Annotated in this window: 19 protein-coding genes; 7 read left to right on the top strand and 12 right to left on the bottom strand. The window is 43.8% G+C overall.

Translation table 11 applies throughout. The annotated features are described in order from the left end of the window. Positions 1-481: 481 nt before the first annotated feature. Together RH46_RS16965 and RH46_RS16960 are read left to right on the top strand one after the other, a co-directional pair. Positions 482-1,444: a transposase gene (locus RH46_RS16965; protein ID WP_006880744.1), complete on the top strand. Its 963-nt coding sequence runs from the start codon at positions 482-484 to the stop codon at positions 1,442-1,444. Positions 1,445-1,719: 275 nt separating this feature from the next. Further along, complete coding sequence (locus RH46_RS16960) at positions 1,720-2,130, top strand: VF530 family protein (RefSeq protein WP_006880743.1); 411 nt, start codon at positions 1,720-1,722, stop codon at positions 2,128-2,130. A gap of 124 nt (positions 2,131-2,254) precedes the next feature. On the opposite strand, the gene RH46_RS16955 is transcribed toward RH46_RS16960, so the two are convergent. Next, complete coding sequence (locus RH46_RS16955) at positions 2,255-3,505, bottom strand: DEAD/DEAH box helicase (RefSeq protein ID WP_006880742.1); 1,251 nt, start codon at positions 3,503-3,505, stop codon at positions 2,255-2,257. Between the two features lie 188 nt (positions 3,506-3,693). Beyond that, positions 3,694-4,557, bottom strand: coding sequence for a LysR family transcriptional regulator (locus RH46_RS16950; protein ID WP_006880741.1), 864 nt, complete (start codon positions 4,555-4,557; stop codon positions 3,694-3,696). A 110-nt stretch (positions 4,558-4,667) separates the two neighbouring features. On the opposite strand from RH46_RS16950, the gene RH46_RS16945 reads away from it, so the two are divergent. Beyond that, on the top strand, positions 4,668-5,042 hold the full coding sequence (locus tag RH46_RS16945; RefSeq protein ID WP_006880740.1) for a YybH family protein: 375 nt from the start codon (positions 4,668-4,670) through the stop codon (positions 5,040-5,042). Positions 5,043-5,209: 167 nt separating this feature from the next. Here RH46_RS16945 and RH46_RS16940 read toward each other — a convergent pair whose 3' ends face one another. After that, positions 5,210-6,019, bottom strand: coding sequence for a sulfite exporter TauE/SafE family protein (locus tag RH46_RS16940; RefSeq protein ID WP_006880739.1), 810 nt, complete (start codon positions 6,017-6,019; stop codon positions 5,210-5,212). Between the two features lie 342 nt (positions 6,020-6,361). Between RH46_RS16940 and RH46_RS16935 the strand changes: the two genes are divergently transcribed. Both RH46_RS16935 and RH46_RS16930 read left to right on the top strand, forming a co-directional pair. Continuing rightward, positions 6,362-7,336, top strand: a complete 975-nt coding sequence (locus tag RH46_RS16935) for a DUF1852 domain-containing protein (RefSeq protein WP_006880738.1) — start codon at positions 6,362-6,364, stop codon at positions 7,334-7,336. Between the two features lie 31 nt (positions 7,337-7,367). Beyond that, on the top strand, positions 7,368-8,405 hold the full coding sequence (locus RH46_RS16930) for a methionine synthase (RefSeq protein WP_006880737.1): 1,038 nt from the start codon (positions 7,368-7,370) through the stop codon (positions 8,403-8,405). Between the two features lie 208 nt (positions 8,406-8,613). Here RH46_RS16930 and RH46_RS16925 read toward each other — a convergent pair whose 3' ends face one another. The 3 genes from RH46_RS16925 to RH46_RS16915 all read right to left on the bottom strand — a co-directional run bounded on the left by RH46_RS16925 (position 8,614) and on the right by RH46_RS16915 (position 11,873). Then, positions 8,614-8,952 (bottom strand): hypothetical protein, encoded by a 339-nt coding sequence (locus tag RH46_RS16925; protein ID WP_006880736.1) that lies wholly within the window; start codon positions 8,950-8,952, stop codon positions 8,614-8,616. A 255-nt stretch (positions 8,953-9,207) separates the two neighbouring features. Next, positions 9,208-10,911: a protein adenylyltransferase SelO gene (locus RH46_RS16920; RefSeq protein WP_006880735.1), complete on the bottom strand. Its 1,704-nt coding sequence runs from the start codon at positions 10,909-10,911 to the stop codon at positions 9,208-9,210. A gap of 83 nt (positions 10,912-10,994) precedes the next feature. Beyond that, complete coding sequence (locus RH46_RS16915; RefSeq protein WP_040896103.1) at positions 10,995-11,873, bottom strand: 6-pyruvoyl trahydropterin synthase family protein; 879 nt, start codon at positions 11,871-11,873, stop codon at positions 10,995-10,997. Positions 11,874-12,273: 400 nt separating this feature from the next. Between RH46_RS16915 and RH46_RS16910 the strand changes: the two genes are divergently transcribed. Beyond that, positions 12,274-13,026 (top strand): PDDEXK family nuclease, encoded by a 753-nt coding sequence (locus RH46_RS16910; RefSeq protein WP_040896101.1) that lies wholly within the window; start codon positions 12,274-12,276, stop codon positions 13,024-13,026. Between the two features lie 43 nt (positions 13,027-13,069). Here the strand turns inward: RH46_RS16910 and RH46_RS16905 are convergent, their stop codons facing one another. Continuing rightward, positions 13,070-13,561 carry a GNAT family N-acetyltransferase gene (locus RH46_RS16905; protein WP_006880732.1) on the bottom strand — a complete coding sequence of 164 codons (492 nt, stop codon included), beginning with the start codon at positions 13,559-13,561 and terminating at the stop codon, positions 13,070-13,072. Between the two features lie 304 nt (positions 13,562-13,865). Here RH46_RS16905 and RH46_RS16900 point away from each other — a divergent pair, with 304 nt between their 5' ends. After that, on the top strand, positions 13,866-14,393 hold the full coding sequence (locus RH46_RS16900) for a hypothetical protein (RefSeq protein ID WP_006880731.1): 528 nt from the start codon (positions 13,866-13,868) through the stop codon (positions 14,391-14,393). A 92-nt stretch (positions 14,394-14,485) separates the two neighbouring features. On the opposite strand, the gene RH46_RS16895 is transcribed toward RH46_RS16900, so the two are convergent. The 5 genes from RH46_RS16895 to RH46_RS16875 form a co-directional block, all read right to left on the bottom strand. Next, positions 14,486-15,808 carry a CoA-disulfide reductase gene (locus RH46_RS16895; protein ID WP_006880730.1) on the bottom strand — a complete coding sequence of 441 codons (1,323 nt, stop codon included), beginning with the start codon at positions 15,806-15,808 and terminating at the stop codon, positions 14,486-14,488. A 76-nt stretch (positions 15,809-15,884) separates the two neighbouring features. Then, entirely contained in the window at positions 15,885-17,291 is a 1,407-nt protein-coding gene (locus RH46_RS16890; protein WP_006880729.1) for a cation:dicarboxylate symporter family transporter, read from the bottom strand. A 40-nt stretch (positions 17,292-17,331) separates the two neighbouring features. Then, positions 17,332-17,715 (bottom strand): RidA family protein, encoded by a 384-nt coding sequence (locus RH46_RS16885; protein ID WP_006880728.1) that lies wholly within the window; start codon positions 17,713-17,715, stop codon positions 17,332-17,334. A gap of 24 nt (positions 17,716-17,739) precedes the next feature. After that, complete coding sequence (locus RH46_RS16880; protein WP_006880727.1) at positions 17,740-18,408, bottom strand: helix-turn-helix transcriptional regulator; 669 nt, start codon at positions 18,406-18,408, stop codon at positions 17,740-17,742. 460 nt (positions 18,409-18,868) lie between these two features. Continuing rightward, positions 18,869-20,200, bottom strand: a complete 1,332-nt coding sequence (locus RH46_RS16875; protein WP_006880726.1) for an MFS transporter — start codon at positions 20,198-20,200, stop codon at positions 18,869-18,871. Positions 20,201-20,234: the final 34 nt, after the last annotated feature.

Raw genomic sequence — 20,234 nt, 5'->3', positions numbered from 1 at the left:
AGCATCAATGGCTATACAGTCACTAAAGGTGCTTACAGCCAGCTTTTAAGAAGGCAGATATCCGGTTATTTCCGTATTTATCGGCCTTGGAACAGCAACAACTTTGCCGAGGTTATATGAACAAGGGGTGTCAAAAGGGTTTCAAAAATAAGTCATCGTGAGTGAACGAGATACTTATCTAGACAAGTAGATATCGACACAATATGAGGCGTTGGTGGAGGCTGGTTTGTTCAACCACCAAATTAGTTGACGTAAAGGTTTAAACAAACCTTCATATAAAAGATTGAGAAGGTAGCGCCAAACCTCTCTAATAGGGACAGGCACCTCTGACTCTAAAAGACTCTAAAAGGGACAGACACCTCAAAGAATGAAATTAGGATGAGATGTTGATACCTCTACCAAAAGTCACCGCATCATGGGTTGCTGTGTTGTCATCACTTCCCTAACTTGGATGAATACCTGATCACCAACGAGATTTGAGATGACGATAGCAAGAAAGCAACAAGTATCCGTTGATGCAACTCCTTACTACCACTGCGTCTCTCGTTGTGTCAGGCGCAGCTTTCTATGTGGTGAAGATCCACTTACCAATAAAAGTTATCAGCACCGACGAGCTTGGGTTGAACGCAAAATTACGACGCTCTCACAGATATACTGCATAGACATTTGTGCCTACGCTATTATGAGTAATCACTACCATCTGGTGGTTCATATCAATCGAGCTAAAGCGCAAAAATTATCGGATTACGAAGTTGTTGAGCGTTGGCAGCAAGAGCATAAGATGCCCGCTTTAGTCTCTCGTTGGCTTAATGGTCAGCTCACCAGCAAAGCGGAAATGGAAGTGTGCGCAGCAATTATAGAATCGTGGCGTCAACGTTTGTGGAACCTGAGTTGGTTTATGAAAGAGCTCAACTTTGACATCGCTTGCCAAGCCAACAAGGAGGATGATTGCAAAGGCCACTTTTGGGAAAGCCGTTTTAAAAGTCAGGCGCTGCTTGATGAAAACGCACTTCTGGCTGCCATGACTTATGTAGACTTAAACCCATTAAGAGCGGGCGAAGCTAAGACCCCAGAAACCTCCGACTACACATCCATTCAGGCTCGACTAGAAGCATTAAACAAGCAGCAAGAGCCTGCCCCTTGCCTTCATCCATTTATTGGGGTCGCAACGAATGAGCGAGTTGATGGGATCCCATATCGTCTTATGGATTATATCGAGTTAGTCGATTGGAGTGCTCGTTTATATCGTGAGGATAAAGCCTGCTTGGCCGAAAGCACCCCACCCATATTACAACGTCTCAATATCAACCAGCTCAAATGGCTTGAAGCTTGTACAAAACTTGAACGACAACGAATTACCGCTGTGGGCTGCAGTCAGAATGTCATTCATGCCAAACGGATGTTAAGCCGAAAGAGACTCAATCTTCTTCGGTTGGACAACTAAACAGTCAATTTGCGAACCGCTTCCAAAGGTATTGTGCTCTTAACGAGTATCTATCTTACCAAATCTTTTTATAAGCCCTGCCCTACAAAAAGTTGTAAGATCTAACCAGTATTAATAGTAAATCTTCTTATAGCTCAGTTACCTAATAGGGAGCTTGGCTCCAACAGCTTATCAGACCTTACATGTTGGCTTATGGTGTCTGTCCTTTTAAGAGATACCTCTGCACTCTATACTCTGCTAAACTCCGCCCATTGATGACCGAGAAACCTAGAATTATGACTGACGAAGAAAGAATCGAACTGCAACGTAACAACCCACTGCACGGGCTAAAGCTTGAAACCATGTTGCAAGAGTTGGTGGACTTTTATGGCTGGGACATTCTAGATACAGCAATGCGCTTTAACTGCTTTAACACTAAGCCTTCGATTGCGAGTAGTGTGAAGTATTTAAAGAAAACGGATTGGGCGCGAGAAAAGTTAGAGAACTTTTATCTTTATCGCTTTAAGCGCATGCCACGAGCTAGTGCGGAAGAATACGATTTACCGCCAAGAGCTCGGACTTTCCCTCATGGGCTTGAGCCTAAAGAACCTATGCCGCTGACGGTTGATTCGATTCTGAAGTCACAAGCTAAAGCCGCATCTGCCTTTAAAAAGCGCTCACCTCGCGGTCGTCCAAACCGTCGTTAATACAACACCTTAGAAAAGAAAGAGCCTCACTTAACTTATCAAGTGAGGCTCTATTTCTCATTACAGCAAATGCGGAAACTGGCTAGCTCAATCTGCAATTGGACAAGCGACTGAATTACCTATCCTACTGATTGCGCTTTTTCTTCTTTTTACCTGTTCCTGCTGGCTTCGCACGTGGTTTCATCGGTAAAAAGTAAGCTTCGCTTTGGTCGTCTTCCACTTCAAAACCCGCTACCTGCTCACGTTCAAGTTGGAACTTGTTTTTCTTTTCTATCACTTTGAAATGGTGGTAGTCATCGTAATCAATAAGAGATAGTCCCAAGCCCACTTCGCCTGCACGACCACTTCGCCCGATTCGGTGCATATAATCAGCAGGGCTACGTGGAAGATCGAAGTTGATAACCACCGGTAGTTTTTCTATATCAAGACCACGTGCGGCGATATCAGTAGCAATCAGAACTTGAATCTCGCCACTCTTGAAGCCTTCAAGAACGCGAGTACGGGCGCCTTGCCCCTTATCACCATGGAAAACCTCGGCAGTGATACCACGTTTTGACAGTTTTTGAGCCAGGTGGTTACAAGCATTCTTAGCATTAACAAAAATCAACGTCTGGCGCCATTGATGCTGTTTGATTAGGTGCGCTAGTACTGCTGTTTTTTCACCTTTATTTACGCTAAATACGCGCTGTACCAAAGTACTGGCTTCAGCACTCTGTAGTTGAACCTCAACCGGTTCGCGCAGTAAATGCTGAGCTAACGTCGTCACTTTATCAGGGAAAGTCGCGGAAAATAGCAGCGTCTGTTTCTTCTCAGGCAACAGTTCAAGGATCTTGTTCAGTTCGTCAGTAAATCCGAGGCTTAACATACGGTCAGCTTCATCAAGAACAAGCGTTTTTACTTGGTCCAGCTTGATTGCGTTACTTGAAACCAGATCGAGCAATCGACCCGGCGTAGCCACAACAATGTCGCTACCACCACGCAGTGCGAGCATTTGAGGATTCACCGATACTCCACCAAACACTGCAACCGTTTTAACCTTATCTCTCAGATGATAGGAGTAGGATTTAACGTTGTACGCCACCTGTGATGCCAACTCACGAGTAGGAACCAAAATCAGGTGAGATACATAATTGCCACGACGATTATCTGAAGCATCTTGCTGAAGAATCTTTTGCAGAATTGGCAACGAAAACGCAGCGGTTTTACCTGAGCCTGTGTTAGCGCCACCGACAATATCTCTTCCATCAAGTACATGAGGAATAGCATAAGATTGAATAGGTGTCGGTTGGCTATATTCTAGCTCTTCTAGTCGCTCAACTAAGGTTGGCAGCAGACCAAGGTCGGCAAATGTTGCTTGCGGTGTTTTATCTGTCATTACGATGTGTAGCTCAGTGCTAGGTAAAGGCCGTGTATCTTATGCTATTTAGCGCGAGGATGTTAGCTATATTGAATCAACCAGAACACTGGCGGGGCAGAAATGAGTTTACGAGCTCACTCTTTTTATAAGGACAGACACCCTAAACCTCGCTTAGATGGTATGTTCACTTCACGACTAGCCACGAGTTAAAAATCATTTCTTAATCGTTGTTCAAGAGCCTTAATGCATAGTTGTACAGACAGTGGGGTGTTGCTACTAAACGGATTTAGCGCATAGACCGGATTCTCAGGTAACGTCATATCAGGCATTAGAGAGACAACCTCTGGCTCAATCTGCGAGAAGCAAAAATCAGGAATGATTCCAATACCTGCACCAGATCGAATCAGAGCCAAACAGCTGTGAAAAGAGTTGGTGATGCAGTCAGCCTGTTTCTCATAAACCTTAGTTTCGCCACTCTTTGACTCAAACTCATGTCGAACGAACTTACCTTGCCAATGGTTCGCGATATATGGCACATCATAAAATCCTCCGGCCAGCAACTCTGGAACACCGCATAAAACGTCCCTGAACTCACCAATCCGTTTTTGCTTAAGGTTACTATTTTTCGAACGCCCTACCCTAATCGCCAGATCGACATCATGCTCCATTAGGTTTAGCGGCTTATCATCACTAATTAGCTCAGGTTTAAGCTTTGGGTACTGCCTCATTAAATCTGCTACCACCGGGGTCACAAGGATCTCCATGAGCGCATTTGGCGCGGTGATACGCATCCGTCCTTTGGGCTCAATATGAGCATTCTGAGCCTGTTCCCACGCTAAGTTGGCAATAGAGTTAATCTCTTTACAGTTGTGATAAAAGGCTTCGCCTGTCGCCGTTAACGTCTGCCTTCTAGTCGTCCTTTTTATCAAGGTCAGACCCAGATCTTGTTCCAGATTTTTAAGGTGTTGGCTTACAACTGATTTGGAGAGATCGAGCTTGAGCGCCGCTGCTGAAACTGAACCTTCCTCTACAATATGGGCGAAAATAGACATCTGCTTTAGCCGACTCATCAATTGTTCTCTTTAATCAAACAGTGCTTTTTATTATCTCTGTTTTTCTTGTTAATTGATATAAGTAAGCTAGCACTCGAAACGCTACGAAATTAATTGAGGAGAACGTTATGCCACAACGTGATGTATTAGCTGCTTGCCAACAAGGTATTGAGAACTGGAAAAAGGCATTCAATGCACAGGATGCAAAAGGATGCGCAGAGCAATATAGTGAGAATTGCACAATGCACGCCCGTCCATTTGGTACATTTGAAGGTCGAGAAGCGATTCAGGCTTTTTGGCAACACATTATGGACCAGGGGTTTAAAGACGTAACCTATAGCGATGTAAATTGGGAACAGTGTGGTGAGAACAGCTATATTCTTACCTCTAAGTGGACGATGAATAAAGCCTTTGGTGTTGTGCACCGAGAACACTGGGTTGTTGAGAGCGACGGCCACGCCAGACTAGCTCATGATGATTTTGAAGTTCAGGGTGAACGCTAATCGAAGCACTTAATCTGCTAACAAGAAATCCAGAGGCAACTCTGGATTTCTAACTTAAATATAACCGCCCTTATAAGGACAGACCCGCCAGTTAACCTATAGGCGCCCCTGGTTATAGTGTCTGTCCCGTTAAGCTTTGACGGTGTTTTCAATGACCCAATACTGAATCAATTGATAACCATATTCCCTGCCATAGCCAGTAGCAGCACAGAGAAGAGCTTTTTGATTGTCGAGACAGGTAGAACCTGAGTCGCTTTCGCACCCATTGGAGCGGTGAACCAAGAAGTACTGACAATACCGAATAGAGCGGGTAAATAAACAAAGCCAGCAAAGCCATCCGCTAAGACGAAGTGGGCACTGCCCGAAGTGATGTAACCAATTGAGCCAAACAGTGCGATCACAATTCCACAAGCTGATGCGCAACCAATCGCTTTTTTCATGTCTATCGAGAAAAACGTTAGCAGAGGCACTAACAGCGCACCGCCACCAATTCCTATCATGGCAGACAGGCCTCCAACAATAGTAGTGAGTGTCGTTAACACACCTCTATTTGGCATCTTACGTTGAGTGGGCTCATTACTTTTGCTGCTATAAAACATCTTCAATGCAATCAACACTACGCTTACAGCAAACACTATGCGAACGACTTGTTCTGGAAGAAGCGCTGCCATAAAACCACTGATTAATGCGCCCAGTGCAACACCGGTCATGATCCAGGGAGCAAGATTCCACGGTACATTGCCATTTTTATGGTGAGCGATGGCCGAGGATGTAGAAGTAAACAGGATTGATGCAAGCGATGTAGCAATAGCGCCAATCACCACCTGCTCGCTAGGTAGAATCCCAAAGTGCAGCAAAATAATACTCAGTATCGGTACAATGACTAACCCTCCGCCAATACCTAATAAGCCAGCTAAAAAGCCAACGCCACTACCTAATACCGCGCAGTAAATAACCAACAACAGCAACTCACTCACTCCATTCTCCTCTTATGTTTTTAGGGTGTAGTCCCTTATCGATATATTTATATCTTTCCTTTAAGTCCATTAATATAACTCGTCAGGAAATTATGAAACATGAATATTTCTCATGTTGATTGTGAAATAAAACCATTGTTATCTTTCAGGTGATTAACGTTATAAAAGATTCACTGCTCTTGGTTCTAGTAGGAATTACAGCTCGAACTATTACAACTGCTAATTAGTCGAAGAACACGGTAATTCCTAGTGACTGGGAAAATAAAAAAGAACAGCAGAAAGCCTAGAAAGAGAAAGGATTAAGTCCTGCTTTCACCTAAGGAAATAGGAAACAAGATCATCATGAATAACGATTTTTCATTTACGATTAAAAGCATTAGTCTCGACGAAAATTACCAGCCATCGAACAGCACGCGCATTACCACTAACTTCGCTAACCTGGCGCGAGGAGAAAGCCGCCAGGAAAACTTACGCAACGCATTAAAGATGATCGATAACAACTTCAATGCCTTAGCAAACTGGGACAACCCTAAAGGCGACCGTTACTCAGTTGAATTAGAGATCATATCTGTCGACATGGATATTGAAAATGGTGCTGAGGCATTCCCATCGATTGAAGTACTAAAGACCAATATTGTGGACCATAAAACCAATGAACGTATCGAAGGTATCGTTGGAAATAACTTTTCTTCATACGTACGTGATTACGATTTTAGCGTATTACTTCTTGATCATAATAAAGGAAAACCACAATTCACTATCCCAGATAACTTTGGTGAACTGCACGGAAAGTTGTTCAAATATTTTGTCAACTCAGCGGAATATCAACAACACTTTAAAAAGTTACCCGTTATCTGCCTGAGCGTGTCTGATAATAAGACCTACCACAGAACAGAGAATCAACACCCTATTTTAGGTTATGAATACCAGCCTAATGAATCTTCTTTGACGGAACAATATTTCCAGAAGATGGGCTTACAGGTTCGCTACTTTATGCCACCTAACAGTGTTGCACCTTTAGCATTCTATTTCTTTGGCGATCTGCTTAACGATTACTCTAACCTCGAGCTAATCAGTACAATCAGCACCATGGAAACCTTTCAAAAGATCTACCGTCCAGAAATTTATAACGCCAATGCCGTTGCGGGACAACACTACCGACCAAACCTGAAAAATTCGGATCATTCATTAACTCAAATTGTTTATGACCGTGAAGAGCGTAGCAGACTAGCAGTAAAACAAGGGAAGTTTGCCGAAGAGCACTTCATTAAGCCTTACCAAGCTGTTCTTGAACAGTGGTCTGCCAGTTATGCCTAAACCTTTAACGAGAGCTTAAACAGGATTGATTATGAAGACATTATTACCTACTTCCACCGCAGGTAGCTTACCAAAACCTTCTTGGCTGGCGCAGCCTGAAACACTTTGGTCACCTTGGAAGCTAGAGGGAGAAGCGCTGACTGACGGCAAACAAGATGCTCTGCGAGTGTCGCTACATGAACAACAGCAGGCTGGCGTTGATATTGTTAGTGATGGTGAACAAACCCGTCAGCACTTTGTGACTACCTTTATCGAGCACCTAAGCGGCGTCGACTTCGAGAATCGTAAGACCGTTAAGATCCGAAACCGTTATGATGCAAGCGTACCAACTGTTGTAGGCCCGGTAAGTCGTCAAAAACCAGTATTTATAGAGGATGCTAAGTTTCTTCGCCAGCAAACTGACAAACCAATAAAGTGGGCTCTGCCCGGTCCAATGACGATGATTGATACTCTGTATGATAACCATTATGGAAGCCGTGAGAAGCTTGCATGGGAATTCGCAAAAATCCTCAATCAGGAAGCAAAAGAGCTAGAAGCTGCTGGAGTGGACATCATCCAGTTTGACGAGCCTGCATTCAATGTTTTCTTTGATGATGTTAATGATTGGGGCATCGCGTGCCTTGAAAGAGCCATTGAAGGCCTGAAGTGTGAGACCGCTGTACACATCTGTTATGGCTATGGCATCAAAGCGAACACCGACTGGAAGAAAACGCTCGGCTCCGAGTGGCGACAATATGAAGAAGTGTTCCCAAAACTTCAACAATCCAACATCGATATTATTTCATTGGAGTGTCATAACTCCCGTGTGCCAATTGAACTGCTGGAACTGATTCGCGGCAAGAAAGTGATGGTTGGTGCGATTGATGTCGCCACCGACTCTATTGAAACGCCAGAAGAAGTGGCAGATACGCTGCGAGAAGCACTCAAATATGTTGACGCTGACAAACTATACCCTTGCACTAACTGCGGTATGGCACCTCTGGCTCGCGATGTCGCTTCAGCAAAGCTGAATGCGTTGTCCGCCGGAGCAGAAATGGTGCGCAATGAGCTTGCACAAGAGAATAGCTAATCTCCTAACCAATTATTGGTGTGTGTCCCGATAAGAAATGTACCAAATTAAGGTGTCTGTCCCTATAAGAAACAAATCGAAAAAGCTCCGGTTAAGGAGCTTTTTTATTACTTCAATACCTGTCGAGTCTTACAGGTCCACTATCGAATTAATGGCGTGTGTCCCGATAAGAAATGCACCAAACTAAAGTGTCTGTCCCTCTAAGAAGTTAACGAAGGCCAGTGGCAAATATTCCAAAGGTGATGATGTTAAATGTGTCTGTGACACTCTCTATTGACTTAATCACTTGCTTTGTCGGTTCGTTGTTAAGCAAAAGTTCTCCTGCTGAATTGTTGCCACCATCGGACCAATTATGATTCTCGGGCTCATGTTGCTCGAATGCCTCAACCGTTGAAGAGAGTTGCTGGTTGGACTCGCTGCTCATTGTCAGATTGGAGGTGGCATATGTTCGACATTCTGCCTCAGCATTGCATGAAGGTTCAAAATCATTGTTGACGTTAGGCTGTATTTCAACACTAGCTGATACCGTGTCTTCATTGCTCGGCACCTTGTCTTCATGCTGACTATTACTAGTTGTAGAACAAGCGGTTATGAATAACTGGCTAACGATAAATAGGACTAAACTTCTCAAAGTATTGCGAGCTCAAAGACAATAAAACACCGTTCGATTGTAATCGGTAAGTTTTTTAAAATCCAATAAAAACTAGCATTTGAGGTTACTATCGTTTGTCGAGGAAGAGGAAAGTAAGCTCTGCGCCATTGGCTGGTGTTATTCAATCAATGACGCAAATGATAAGGGTGACTAAGACGAACAACTGTAATGAGAGACGCCACCAGCAGCGAAAAATTCCATCGGTCTCAGCTGATAGTATTTATCTTCTATCTCCTGAGTTTGCTCTTGATACGGTTGTGCCAGAACCGCTTGTAATTCATGGATTAGCGAGAAATCACCCTGCTGCGCTTGCTGATAAGCAGGCACGATCAACCACTCTCTCCAGGTGTATTTAGGATTGACCTGTTTCATCTGCTTTGAGATCTCATCGTGGCTTAGGCGACTGTTTAGTGACTCACGCCAAGAATTAAGCCATTGATTCCAATCCTGTTCCAGTTCGTCGCTTAGCGTCGCATAAAAACATCGAGACAGTTCTGATACTTGTTTTGGGATGTTTGATAGCTCGCGGAAAAAGATAGTGTAATCAACATGACTTTTAATCATCAGAGCCAATAGCTGGTTAAACAACTCACTATCTAGAGTTTCTAATCCGAGTTTAGATGCCCACATTTGGCTAACCTTAACCTGTATCACCGAAGAGAACTCTTCAACCATCTGTGCTAGCTTCTCTAAGGCTTCTGGCTCCGATTGCAACAACGGCTGCAATGCCGAACAAAAACTGTCAAAGTTTTTCTCCGCCGCTAGCGATTGATTAAAGAATGCGAAATGTCGACCACCGCCCGTCCAAGGCTGAAAGAAAGGTTCAAAATACTCACAGAAACCAAACGGGCCATAGTCTAAGGTGAAGCCACCAACTGAACAATTATCGCTGTTAAAGTTACCCTGACAGTAACCGACTCGTAGCCAATTACTCACTAGAGAGGTCAACCTATCCCTAAACTCGGCGGCAAGAATCAATAGCTTATCGGCTAAAGGAAGATTTTCGTCAATCTGCTCGCTGTATTCTCTTTCAATGATGTGCAAAGCCATCATTTCTAATTCAGCCATTGCCGTGGGATGTTCGTTAGCTCGAGCACGGCGACTAAATAGTTCCAGCTGTCCAACACGCAAAAAAGAAGGCGCGACGCGAGTAGTAATAGCAACAGGGTTAGCAACCATGATGTCCGGGTTCTCTGAACGAGAACCTTCACTATACCAAGGGCGATCAACGGTCTCTGATTGAGAGGCAAACAAGCTGAGTGAACGGGATGAAGGTACCCCAAGCGCATGCATATATTCTTGAGCCAGGAACTCGCGAACGCTGGATCTTAACACTGCCCTGCCATCGGCACCGCGACAGTATGGAGTCGGACCACCACCTTTAAGCTGCATTTCCCAACGTTTATTGTTGAATAGTCCCTCAAAAACTGAGATCGCTCGGCCATCACCATAACCATTACCTGTTTTGAATGGACACTGGTCTACATACTCATTACCAAATATTGATAGTGCATAACCTGTTGCCCACCCCATTTGACGCATAGGCTCAGGGACATTGGTGACGTTCCCTGAAAACAGATCAGCAAACTCTTTGGTTAGTGCCAGACTGTCGTCCAACCCCAACTCACCAAAGAATCCTTGGCTGTGGCTAACATAAATAGGATCAGTAATAGGTGTCGGCTTTACGGGAACATAATGACCAGAGAAGACCTGTCTTGGATAGTGGTCGATACCATGTTCAGTGGCATCAGGATCAGGATTCAGCGTATCAAGCAATGAATAGTCTGAGGCTTGCGCAAACTCACACAGGTTTGAAATATTTGCCGAAGCCTCTGTGTCCACTTTTTTATTCATTGCTTAATACTCCCTGTATTTGTCAGTCCAACTGTTGTGATACGTCCATACTCACTAGAGGATATCAATCCTGGTGTAAGGGATTAGCGAAACGCCATCGCCCCTTTACCCACACCTTCATAGGCAACGATCTGTAAAGATTGCCCTTGCGCTAAACTTGGTTTCACCTCATCGGCGATATAACCAGCAAGCAGCTCAACCGTAGTATCGGTAGGTAAGATTTCTGTTTCAGCTTTGGCAATGGCGAGCTCAAACTCTCCTTGCGGCGCCGTATAGCGGAAACCGTAGTGGCTTTGATCTGTTACAGCGTTCGCCTCTTGAGCAAGATTAAGTTCAGAAACAGACACTTGATCTTCTTTTGAGCCCAGGTAGATATCTTGCCAACGCCTAGCAAAGGCCGCCTCTCTTTCGCTATCACGCTGCCCATCAACAAGAATCTCGATTGGAGAACGGTGACCATGAGCGATACGCTGACAGTTACCATCGTGCTTTTTCAAACCGTGGCTGTAATGATAGAAAGCACCGGAGATATTTTCGTGTCTCAAAGTGATTTCAATACCAGTCACATTACTTGGCAGGTTATTACGTAAGATTCGGTATACATGGTCAGTAATACTTTCAATGGTGACTGTTTCCGCATCAATCAGGCAGTAAGCTTGGTCAGGACAATTGAGGTGGATACTTTTCTCGCCACGCATTACATCAAGCGTCGAATAGCCAGCTTTACTTGGTTTATAAACAATCGCCGAACTTTGCATTGGTACCAAGAGACGATGATCAACATACTCATCAATCAGCTGTTTGACTTGCTTCTTCACCCTACCAAAGTCCAAAACCATACTCATCTCGTTGAGTTCACCAGACATGATGACATCAACTATCCAACTGTCTCCTACAATTCCTCGTTGTTCGCAAATGTATGAAGAATCGATAACGGTAAGATCTCTTACAAATAGGTTCAAGTTGAACTCCTTAGTTCTTTAATGAGATACGGGAGGCTGATGTTCATATCAGCGGGCACTTCGTCTCATTGTTTAGGGTGAATAAAATGGAGAGGCAGGATGAATCAACCACTTGGTAAAGTCCACCTTTTTCGCGCCTCTCAGATAAGAATGGAACAAACTCTGTTCAATTTCATTTGTGTCCGAATGCAAATAAGAAGATATCTCTCTAAAAAGGACTTAAAACCCAGCAAGTTCTCGGGGGGATGTCGTTTCCAATCAAATTCGATCTTGCACTCTCGCGTATCTACTGGGCTTGTAGTTGTTTCTACCTTTGTGATTTTTGATAAAAGACTTGACTAACGATATTTAGAAACGCCAACTAAACTTATATGTGTGTCGTTTACATTAAGATCTAACTATGAGAAGAGAATTCGAACGCTGGATGGTGAAACAAGAGCGGAAAAAACCAAACACTGCTTATCAATACGCGCAATCGATAGACAAAGTCTCTAATCATTATTCGACTCACACACAACAAAACACAGACTTGTATCGAATACTTGATACCGCCTTATTAGAACAAATAAAAGATGACTACTCCCTCCATGGAAAGTTCAGTGATTTCGGAGGCAAAGGGAATGGAACCATCCGAAATGCTGTTGCAACGTATTATAGGTATAGAATGGAGTGGGCTTTAAACTCATCCGCTTCTGCAAGCTCTACTCAACAAGCAGTTACTTCCTCAACATGCGATGAAGGACAGGAACTAGAAGATAACCCAACGTTCAATCTATCTTATGAGCGTGACCTGCAGTCATCAATGGTACTTCAGATCGACGCCCTTTTCCCTGAACATCAAATCTACGGCGGAGAGGCTCTAGAAGGAGTCGAATTTTCCATAAATGGAAAAAGAATAGACATCTTGTTAGAGCATCGACAAAACAAGTCTCTTTTGGCGATCGAACTTAAAGCTGGCATTGGAGATTTCAAAGTTTTTGGTCAAATTGCCATGTATCTGGGATTGTTAGAAGAGAGGTTCCCAGACCGCAGCTGCAACGGAGTCATTATTTGCGGTCAAGTGGATGAATCATTAGCGCTAGCCTGCAAAATGAGTAACAGAGTAACCTTGAAACAATATGAGATGCAATTGGTGTTAGTTGACTACAACTGACGTCCAGCAGATTAACCCTGAGCGCTCCATTCGAGATTAATTCTTATCCCTCTTTGACTAGTTGTTTATGCATTATAAAGCTATCAACATACCCAAGTTGCTTATGTCGATAGGCTGAAGGAATCGTACCTATTATGGTAAAGCCCAATTTCTTCCATAGGTTAACCGCTACCACATTAGAGGATACTACTGAGTTAAATTGCATTGCTTTAAACCCGAGGTTAACGGCAGTTTCGAGCGAATGTTCGCACAACTTTCTGGCGATGCCATTACCACGTGACTGAGCTTGTACCATATAGCCGCAGTTGCAAATATGGTCACTCGGACCTTGTGCGTTTGCTTTAATGTAGTAGGTCCCTAACACTTGACCATCTTCTACATAAACAAATGTTTTTAGTGGTTCCTTGCACCACAGTTCGAAGGCTTGCTTAAAGGTCATTTGAGAATCGAACGCATACGTTTCTTGGTCTTTGATTATCTGCCTGAAACATGGCCAAAATAGCTCGAAGTCACCAACTCTTATCTCTCTTATCACTTTGTGTCTCCTTCAAATGCCATTTTTTACAAGTTACATTGAACCGACGTGCACTTTCAATAACATAAGTTAAGACATAAGATGTCCTTTTGGTTGAAAGTATTAAGAGAGTATTGCGAAGCCAACTGCTGGTCTGGCTCATAGCGGATCTATCCAGTAACCGGCTAAACACCATTCTCATCATGATTAAGTCTCCCTACGCATACACACCTATTTGGCGCCCACAACAACAATCCAAGCCATTGATTTAAATAGCTAATCAAGTCTAACCTATAGGCTTCATAGTGTTCATTGGTGGAAATAGATGATTACGGATAAATCATGCTTAGTCGATTATTATGACGATTTCTTAAAGCTAGAGAAAAAGTTATTTGGGATGGATTTCGATTATTCGGTAGAGAGTATTACTGAATGGTTTAACTCCCCTTACTCATTATTGTGTCTGAAAAATGGTGACAATAACCCAGACTCAATCTTAGCGTACGGTAGTTTAATTATTATTAGTCGAGACTCATATGAAAAAATAGTGTCCGGACAGATAACAGAGGAAGAATTGCAACCTATTGACCGACCCTCCGGCTCAGATGTCGCTTATTTCGCTTCGATTTACAGTCGTATACCTCATGGTGCTAGCTTGGTTGTCGATACCGCGAAGGTGCAATTGGAACAGCTAATGTCAGATAAAAACCTCAATATCGACACTATTTTTAGTATTGCGAGTACCTCAAGGGGGCGTAAATTTATTGAGAAACAGGGATGGCAGCAAACCCACCTTTATTTGGATAAATACCCAATACTCAGTTATTCCGTGTCTGAGTGGTTAAATGAGTAACCCAGATAATAATTAGATTACAAACGTTAAAAAAGGACTCCAGAGTCATCTCTGGAGCCCTTTGGTTTTCTATGAGCCTAATAACTGGGGGGTTATTTCGCCACGTTACCCGCAACGTTGAGGGCATCCCAGGTACGTGCGAATGGCGGTGCGTAGCAAAAATCCATGTAGCCTAGCTGCTGGGTAGTCATCTTCGCAGTAATGGCAACAGCTAGTGCGTTGATTCGGCCTACAGCCCCTTTCTTACCAACGATTTCACCACCGAGCAGAACATTGGTTTGTGGGTGGTAAACCAGTTTCACTTTAATGTCTTCCTGACCTGGATAGTAATCGGTTTGGTTTTTGTCGGAAATGGTTGAAACCTTCACATCTAAACCGTGCTCTTTAGCCAACAACTCTGAGACACCCGTACAGGCCAATTCGTAATCCAGTACCTTCAAGCAAGAAGAGCCAAGAAAACCAGTCATGTAAGTATCTTTACCTGCCAGCTTGTCAGCCATCATACGTGCTTGTTTATTTGCGGTTGTTGCCAGTGGCAGATAAACCGATTTTTCCAGCGCCATATGGTGAACCACTGCACAATCGCCCACTGCGTAAATATGCGCGTCTTCTGTTGCACCAAACTCATCCACTAACAGGGCACCATTTGCCGCTTTAGGTAACTCGAACGACTCGGTGTTTGGTTTGAAACCAAGTGATAGAATCACCACGTCAGCTTCGACATTACCATTGTCAGTTTCTACAATGTAGCCGCCCTGCTCCGCATCACGAATGGCTGATACACTGCAGCCTGTTTTGAGCTCAGCGCCAGATTCACAAATTGCGCCTTCAACTGCCTCGATCATTTCTGGGCTGAACTGGCGACTCATTACATGCTGTTCGCGTTCTATGATGGTGACATGCTTATTAAGGAGATGGGCAGCATCAAACACTTCAAGGCCGATAAAGCCACCACCAATGACACAAACGCGCTGTTTACTGCTGTCTTGAAGCGCCTCTTTTACTGCCAGGCCATCTTCCATACTCGTTAGTGTATATACGTGCTCAGGGTTGAAGTCACCAAATGGCGGAACAATCGGACGTGCACCCGTAGCGATAACCAGCATATCGTAATCAATAGTGCTTTCTTCGCCTTGCTGGCGAATCGTGATCTGTTTTTCAGCACGGTCCAGTGCAACCATTTCGGTTTCAACGCGAACATCTAAGCCCGACTTAATTGCTTGCTCTGGCGTACGAGAAATCATCCGCTCGGTGTCATCAAACATTCCACCAGCAAAATACGGCAAGCCGCACGCACCAAACGAGATGTAATCACGTTTATCCAGCACTATCACTTCATCTGATGGCTGATTACGTTTGTATTTCGCTGCGAAACTCATACCTGCAGCGCTACCGCCTACAACAACAACTTTCATATCTTTTACCTAAATAACCTGAACTCAGGAAAAACGCAGAGCACCCATAGAGGGTGCTCATAATTATATCTGGAAATTACACCGCTGCTTCTTTTGTAACTGTTGCAGTCACATCAGCGTTGTATTGCTCTGTGTTTAGTGAGCCATTTTTCTTAGCGGTCAATACACCTGACAGCATAGAGCCAGAGATGTTAAGCGCTGTACGCGCCATATCGATAAGAGCTTCAATTGAAACCAGTATCGCTACGACGGTGATGTCCAGACCCATGATGGTAAGTACCGCAACCGCTGCGAACGTCGCACCACCACCGACACCTGCGATACCGAATGAAGCAATAGCGATAACCGCGATCAGTTGGGCGATGAAGCCTAGGTCAACCGGCATCCCCATGACTTGTGCAGCCATGATAGCGAGCATCGCTGGATAGATACCTGCACAACCGTTCTGACCAATACTGGTACCGAAAGTTGCTGACATATTTGCGGTTTCTTCGTCAACACCCAGACGTTGAGTTTGAGTTTCAACGTTGAGTGGGATTGCCGCCATACTAGAGCGAGAACCAAAACCAAATACGAGTACTGGCCAGATTTTCTTCATGAATTTCGCCGGCGACAAACCGAACATAGACACCATCACAAAGTGGATAGCGAACATCACACCGATTGCCACGTAACTTGCCAGCAGGAAGCGACCCATTTCAGCCAGTGCGAACAAGTCGTTAGTCATCATGAACGTAGTCATCAGAGCGAATACACCGTAAGGTGTCAGCTTCAGAATTTCACGCACCATAGATAGCACGACTTCTTTTGCAGAGTTGATGAAATCAACGAAGTTCTGCACTTTCTCAGGCTTACGGTTTTTCACTTGCAGAATACAGTAGCCAAGGAACATACCAAACAATACGGTTGATAGTGTCGATGTACGCTCAGAACCCGTTAGCATGTCGAAGATGTTTGTTGGGATGATAGATAGTGCCATACCAGACAAGCCGCTGCTTGCCATTGCATCCTGAGTTGCAATCAGTGAATCACCGCGAGCTTCAATAGCACTGTTGGTGCCAATTGTGCTTACGAGTGCGTTTGCATCGATACCGAACAGGTAAATACTTGCGATACCTACTGCAGCAGAGATAGCACAAGTGAAAAGTAGAATACCGATGATTTTTGGTGCAATACGTGACAGTGCACCACCGCCCTCTACGTTCATGATCGAAGAGATCATCGCGACGAAGACTAGCGGGATTACAATCATTTGTAGAAGTTTAATGTAGCCTTTACCAAACACAGAAATCAGTTCAGCAAAACCTGATGTTGCCACGTTGCCAACACCAAATACCAGCTGAATTGCGCCGCCGAATAACAAACCAGCAGCAAGAGCACTTAGTACTCGGAAGTTAAAGCTTTTCTTCTGTTTTTTGAAGTTGGCAAGTATTGCGTAAAACCCAAAGAACAGGATACTCAATCCAATAAATGAAACGCTCATGAGGATCTCCTATTGATACCCATTTATGTCCGAAAGTCGGTTATTTTTTGTATGCAATGGCTTCTACTTCAACCAATGCGTCTTTTGGTAATCTTGCAGCCTCAACGCAAGAGCGAGCTGGTGCGTTTTCCGTGCCAAATACCTCAGTGTACACTTCGTTGAATGCCACAAAGTTTTCCATGTCTGATAGGAAGCAGGTGGTCTTTAGTACTGTGTCTAAACCTGCACCACTTGCTTCCAGAACCGCTTTTAAGTTCGCTAAAGACTGGCGCGCCTGCTCCTTAATACCGCCTTCCACAAACTCCATTGTTTCTGGAACCAAAGGTAATTGACCTGATGTGTAAACCATGTCGCCATAAGCAGTACCTTGTGAGTAAGGACCGATGGCTGCTGGTGCTTGTTCAGTGGCAATGATCTGTTTCACTATATAACTCCTAAGTGATTAATTTTATTCTGATTTAAATTCACGGATAAACTTGTAAACCGCCTGGCGGCTGATGCCAAGTTGCTCGGATACTTGTGTAGTGGTCTCTTTTAGCTCAAATACGCCGTTATCAAACAGGCAGCGGATGATGGCTTTATTGCGACCTTTTGTTGAAATCGTCTCGTCTTGTTCCACTTCGGTTATAGCCGCACTCAATGCCTGCTCTATAACATCGTTGGCATTGTTACAGAAGGTTTCGCTCACTAAGGTTTGCGAAACATTGCATTGCGGCATCAGTGTTTTGACGATTTCGGGAAATGGGAAAGATAAGTTCATGTTGATACATAGCATGCCTATCGGCTTTTGCTCTGGACCTGCCAAAACACATGTGGTCGATTTCAGCAAAGAACCGTCTGCGGCATTGGTGAAGTAACTCTTTGGTGATACTTCACCGGTTTTCTCGAATGCACTCCACATGCGTAAACCCAAATCAGTGATTGGCGATCCAATTTCGCGCCCGGTATGGTGACCGTTTACGATCTTCACCACTGAATTTTCCAGGCTTTCAAATGAATGAATAACCACTTCACAATACGGGCCAATCAAATCAGCTATCGTATCTGCCAAACGAAAGTAGTTGCTTAAACACTCTCTGTCTTCATCGGTGAATCGAACCTGTTTTACATTCATCATTTCGGTTTACATTTTTGAACTCAATGACGTCAAAGTACTCCTTTCGGGTTAGTTGAGCAATACAGAGTAAACTTCTGTAAACTCAAAAAATTCGCCTGAGAAAGCTTAAAAAACACCGAAAACCCGTACAATCACGCACAAATCTTGAACGAGATCACTAGATTCATATGAATTAGGTTTAATTTCGTAAACCTCATCATAGTTTAAATATTTAAAATCAAAGATTGCAATTTTGAACACTTTAATGATCTAGAACAAGTTCCATTGGCTCGAAAAAAACCGATCAACCATAGTGAATTAGCGCACCCATTCATCGCACAAATCAATCCGGAACATAAATCACCACAGTGAATATCTATGCAACCAACCATTCATAAAAAACTTAAAAAGTTCTGTTGTTCTATAGGACGACAAGAATTGATAAAAGACGAAAGTTTAAGAAGGAATACTTAAAGCAAGCTTAAATAATTGGGCTTTTTCTATGCTTAACGTAGAACAGAGCGCTGATGGCAACAAACAAAAACGCAAAGTAATAGGTGAAAGACGACAATGAAGCGATAAAGTCGATGTGCTCTTCTATCTGTTGCTCGGAGTAGTTTTGAGAAACCAGCTTGTAGTAGTAAGCATATAAGATACCAATCGAACCATAACCAAGGTTAAACATCAGCCCCTTAAAGCTGAGCACTGTAGCTCGGTTGTGCGACTCGGTATTTTTGTTTAGATGGTAGCTAATGAAAATGTTCATCGTCATGATGATGAATATAAGTATCAGAACAGGAATCACTCCATAGATTGGCCAACCCAGGGAAATCCAATAGTACGTAGCTATCGATGCTACACCCATAAAGAGAATAAATTTTTTCGGGTCCACACTTTCAGCTAAAACACGGCTACGCCCAGCTAGAATAATCTGCAGCACGCTGATTCCTGCACCAATAAAACCAAAGTAGATAATCGGTATATCAATGGCGAGATAATATTGGCTGTTCATGGTCAAGAACATTCGAGACGTGTGCTCGAACAAGCTGTAGTAAAGTAGGATAAACAATACATAAGGCGTCGCGAACACCCATTGAGCTGTATTCAGAGTTAACTTCAGACTTGCCATGGTCGTTGCCAGTTTGCTGCTATGACTCGGCAAAACCTTCTTCTCTTCCTGCATATTAAATGCAGCGTATATGGCCAGCAACGCAACAAATAACGTCGCGTAAACGGGAACACGCATAATGTCCTGAGTACTCTGAGGTTCTGATAGGCCAAACAATTGGTAGACGCCAGCCATAAAGTTAACGTCATACATTGCCGCCCCAACGAGAGTGACAATAATACCGACCGTTGAAGCAATACGCAGTTGGATTTGTAGCACATGCGGCCACATCTCTTCTTTGCCCTGCTCTTTTAAAGTGTCGTACGCAAGAGCCTCATCCGCGCCACTGGCCAACGCCATAGCCAGTCCGCTCAACACTCTATTAATCAGGAAAACGAAGAACACCAGACTAGCGTTGCCGGTTGGCACAAAAGCGATCATGGCGATTTCGATGAACATCACCAGTGAGGATAGCATCACTAGTTTTTTACGCCCGAGAGTGTCGGCAAATGCTCCTGAAGGGACTTCGGCAATCACTATAGTTGCCGCCCACACCACGTTCAATATGGCAAACTGAGAAAGGGTCAAGCCATAATCTAAATAAAGAAGAGTGAAAACTGGGTAGTAAAAACGCGCAAAGTAGCTACACCGGAACATTAAAAAGTAACGGACGTTATCAACTTTTAAGGTCTCTTTGAGCGTCATATCATTATCAGCTTTTGAATATCATAAGGTTAGG

Source organism: Vibrio brasiliensis LMG 20546 (assembly GCF_000189255.1).
Classification (GTDB): domain Bacteria; phylum Pseudomonadota; class Gammaproteobacteria; order Enterobacterales; family Vibrionaceae; genus Vibrio; species Vibrio brasiliensis.
This window is presented reverse-complemented; position numbering and strand designations above follow the sequence as displayed.

Coding starts and splice junctions, on each gene's coding strand:
- RH46_RS16965 (WP_006880744.1), top strand. CDS start 482: ATGACGATAGCAAGAAAGCAACAAGTATCCGTTGATGCAACTCCTTAC.
- RH46_RS16960 (WP_006880743.1), top strand. CDS start 1,720: ATGACTGACGAAGAAAGAATCGAACTGCAACGTAACAACCCACTGCAC.
- RH46_RS16955 (WP_006880742.1), bottom strand. CDS start 3,505: ATGACAGATAAAACACCGCAAGCAACATTTGCCGACCTTGGTCTGCTG.
- RH46_RS16950 (WP_006880741.1), bottom strand. CDS start 4,557: ATGAGTCGGCTAAAGCAGATGTCTATTTTCGCCCATATTGTAGAGGAA.
- RH46_RS16945 (WP_006880740.1), top strand. CDS start 4,668: ATGCCACAACGTGATGTATTAGCTGCTTGCCAACAAGGTATTGAGAAC.
- RH46_RS16935 (WP_006880738.1), top strand. CDS start 6,362: ATGAATAACGATTTTTCATTTACGATTAAAAGCATTAGTCTCGACGAA.
- RH46_RS16930 (WP_006880737.1), top strand. CDS start 7,368: ATGAAGACATTATTACCTACTTCCACCGCAGGTAGCTTACCAAAACCT.
- RH46_RS16920 (WP_006880735.1), bottom strand. CDS start 10,911: ATGAATAAAAAAGTGGACACAGAGGCTTCGGCAAATATTTCAAACCTG.
- RH46_RS16910 (WP_040896101.1), top strand. CDS start 12,274: ATGAGAAGAGAATTCGAACGCTGGATGGTGAAACAAGAGCGGAAAAAA.
- RH46_RS16900 (WP_006880731.1), top strand. CDS start 13,866: ATGATTACGGATAAATCATGCTTAGTCGATTATTATGACGATTTCTTA.
- RH46_RS16895 (WP_006880730.1), bottom strand. CDS start 15,808: ATGAAAGTTGTTGTTGTAGGCGGTAGCGCTGCAGGTATGAGTTTCGCA.
- RH46_RS16890 (WP_006880729.1), bottom strand. CDS start 17,291: ATGAGCGTTTCATTTATTGGATTGAGTATCCTGTTCTTTGGGTTTTAC.
- RH46_RS16880 (WP_006880727.1), bottom strand. CDS start 18,408: ATGATGAATGTAAAACAGGTTCGATTCACCGATGAAGACAGAGAGTGT.
- RH46_RS16875 (WP_006880726.1), bottom strand. CDS start 20,200: ATGACGCTCAAAGAGACCTTAAAAGTTGATAACGTCCGTTACTTTTTA.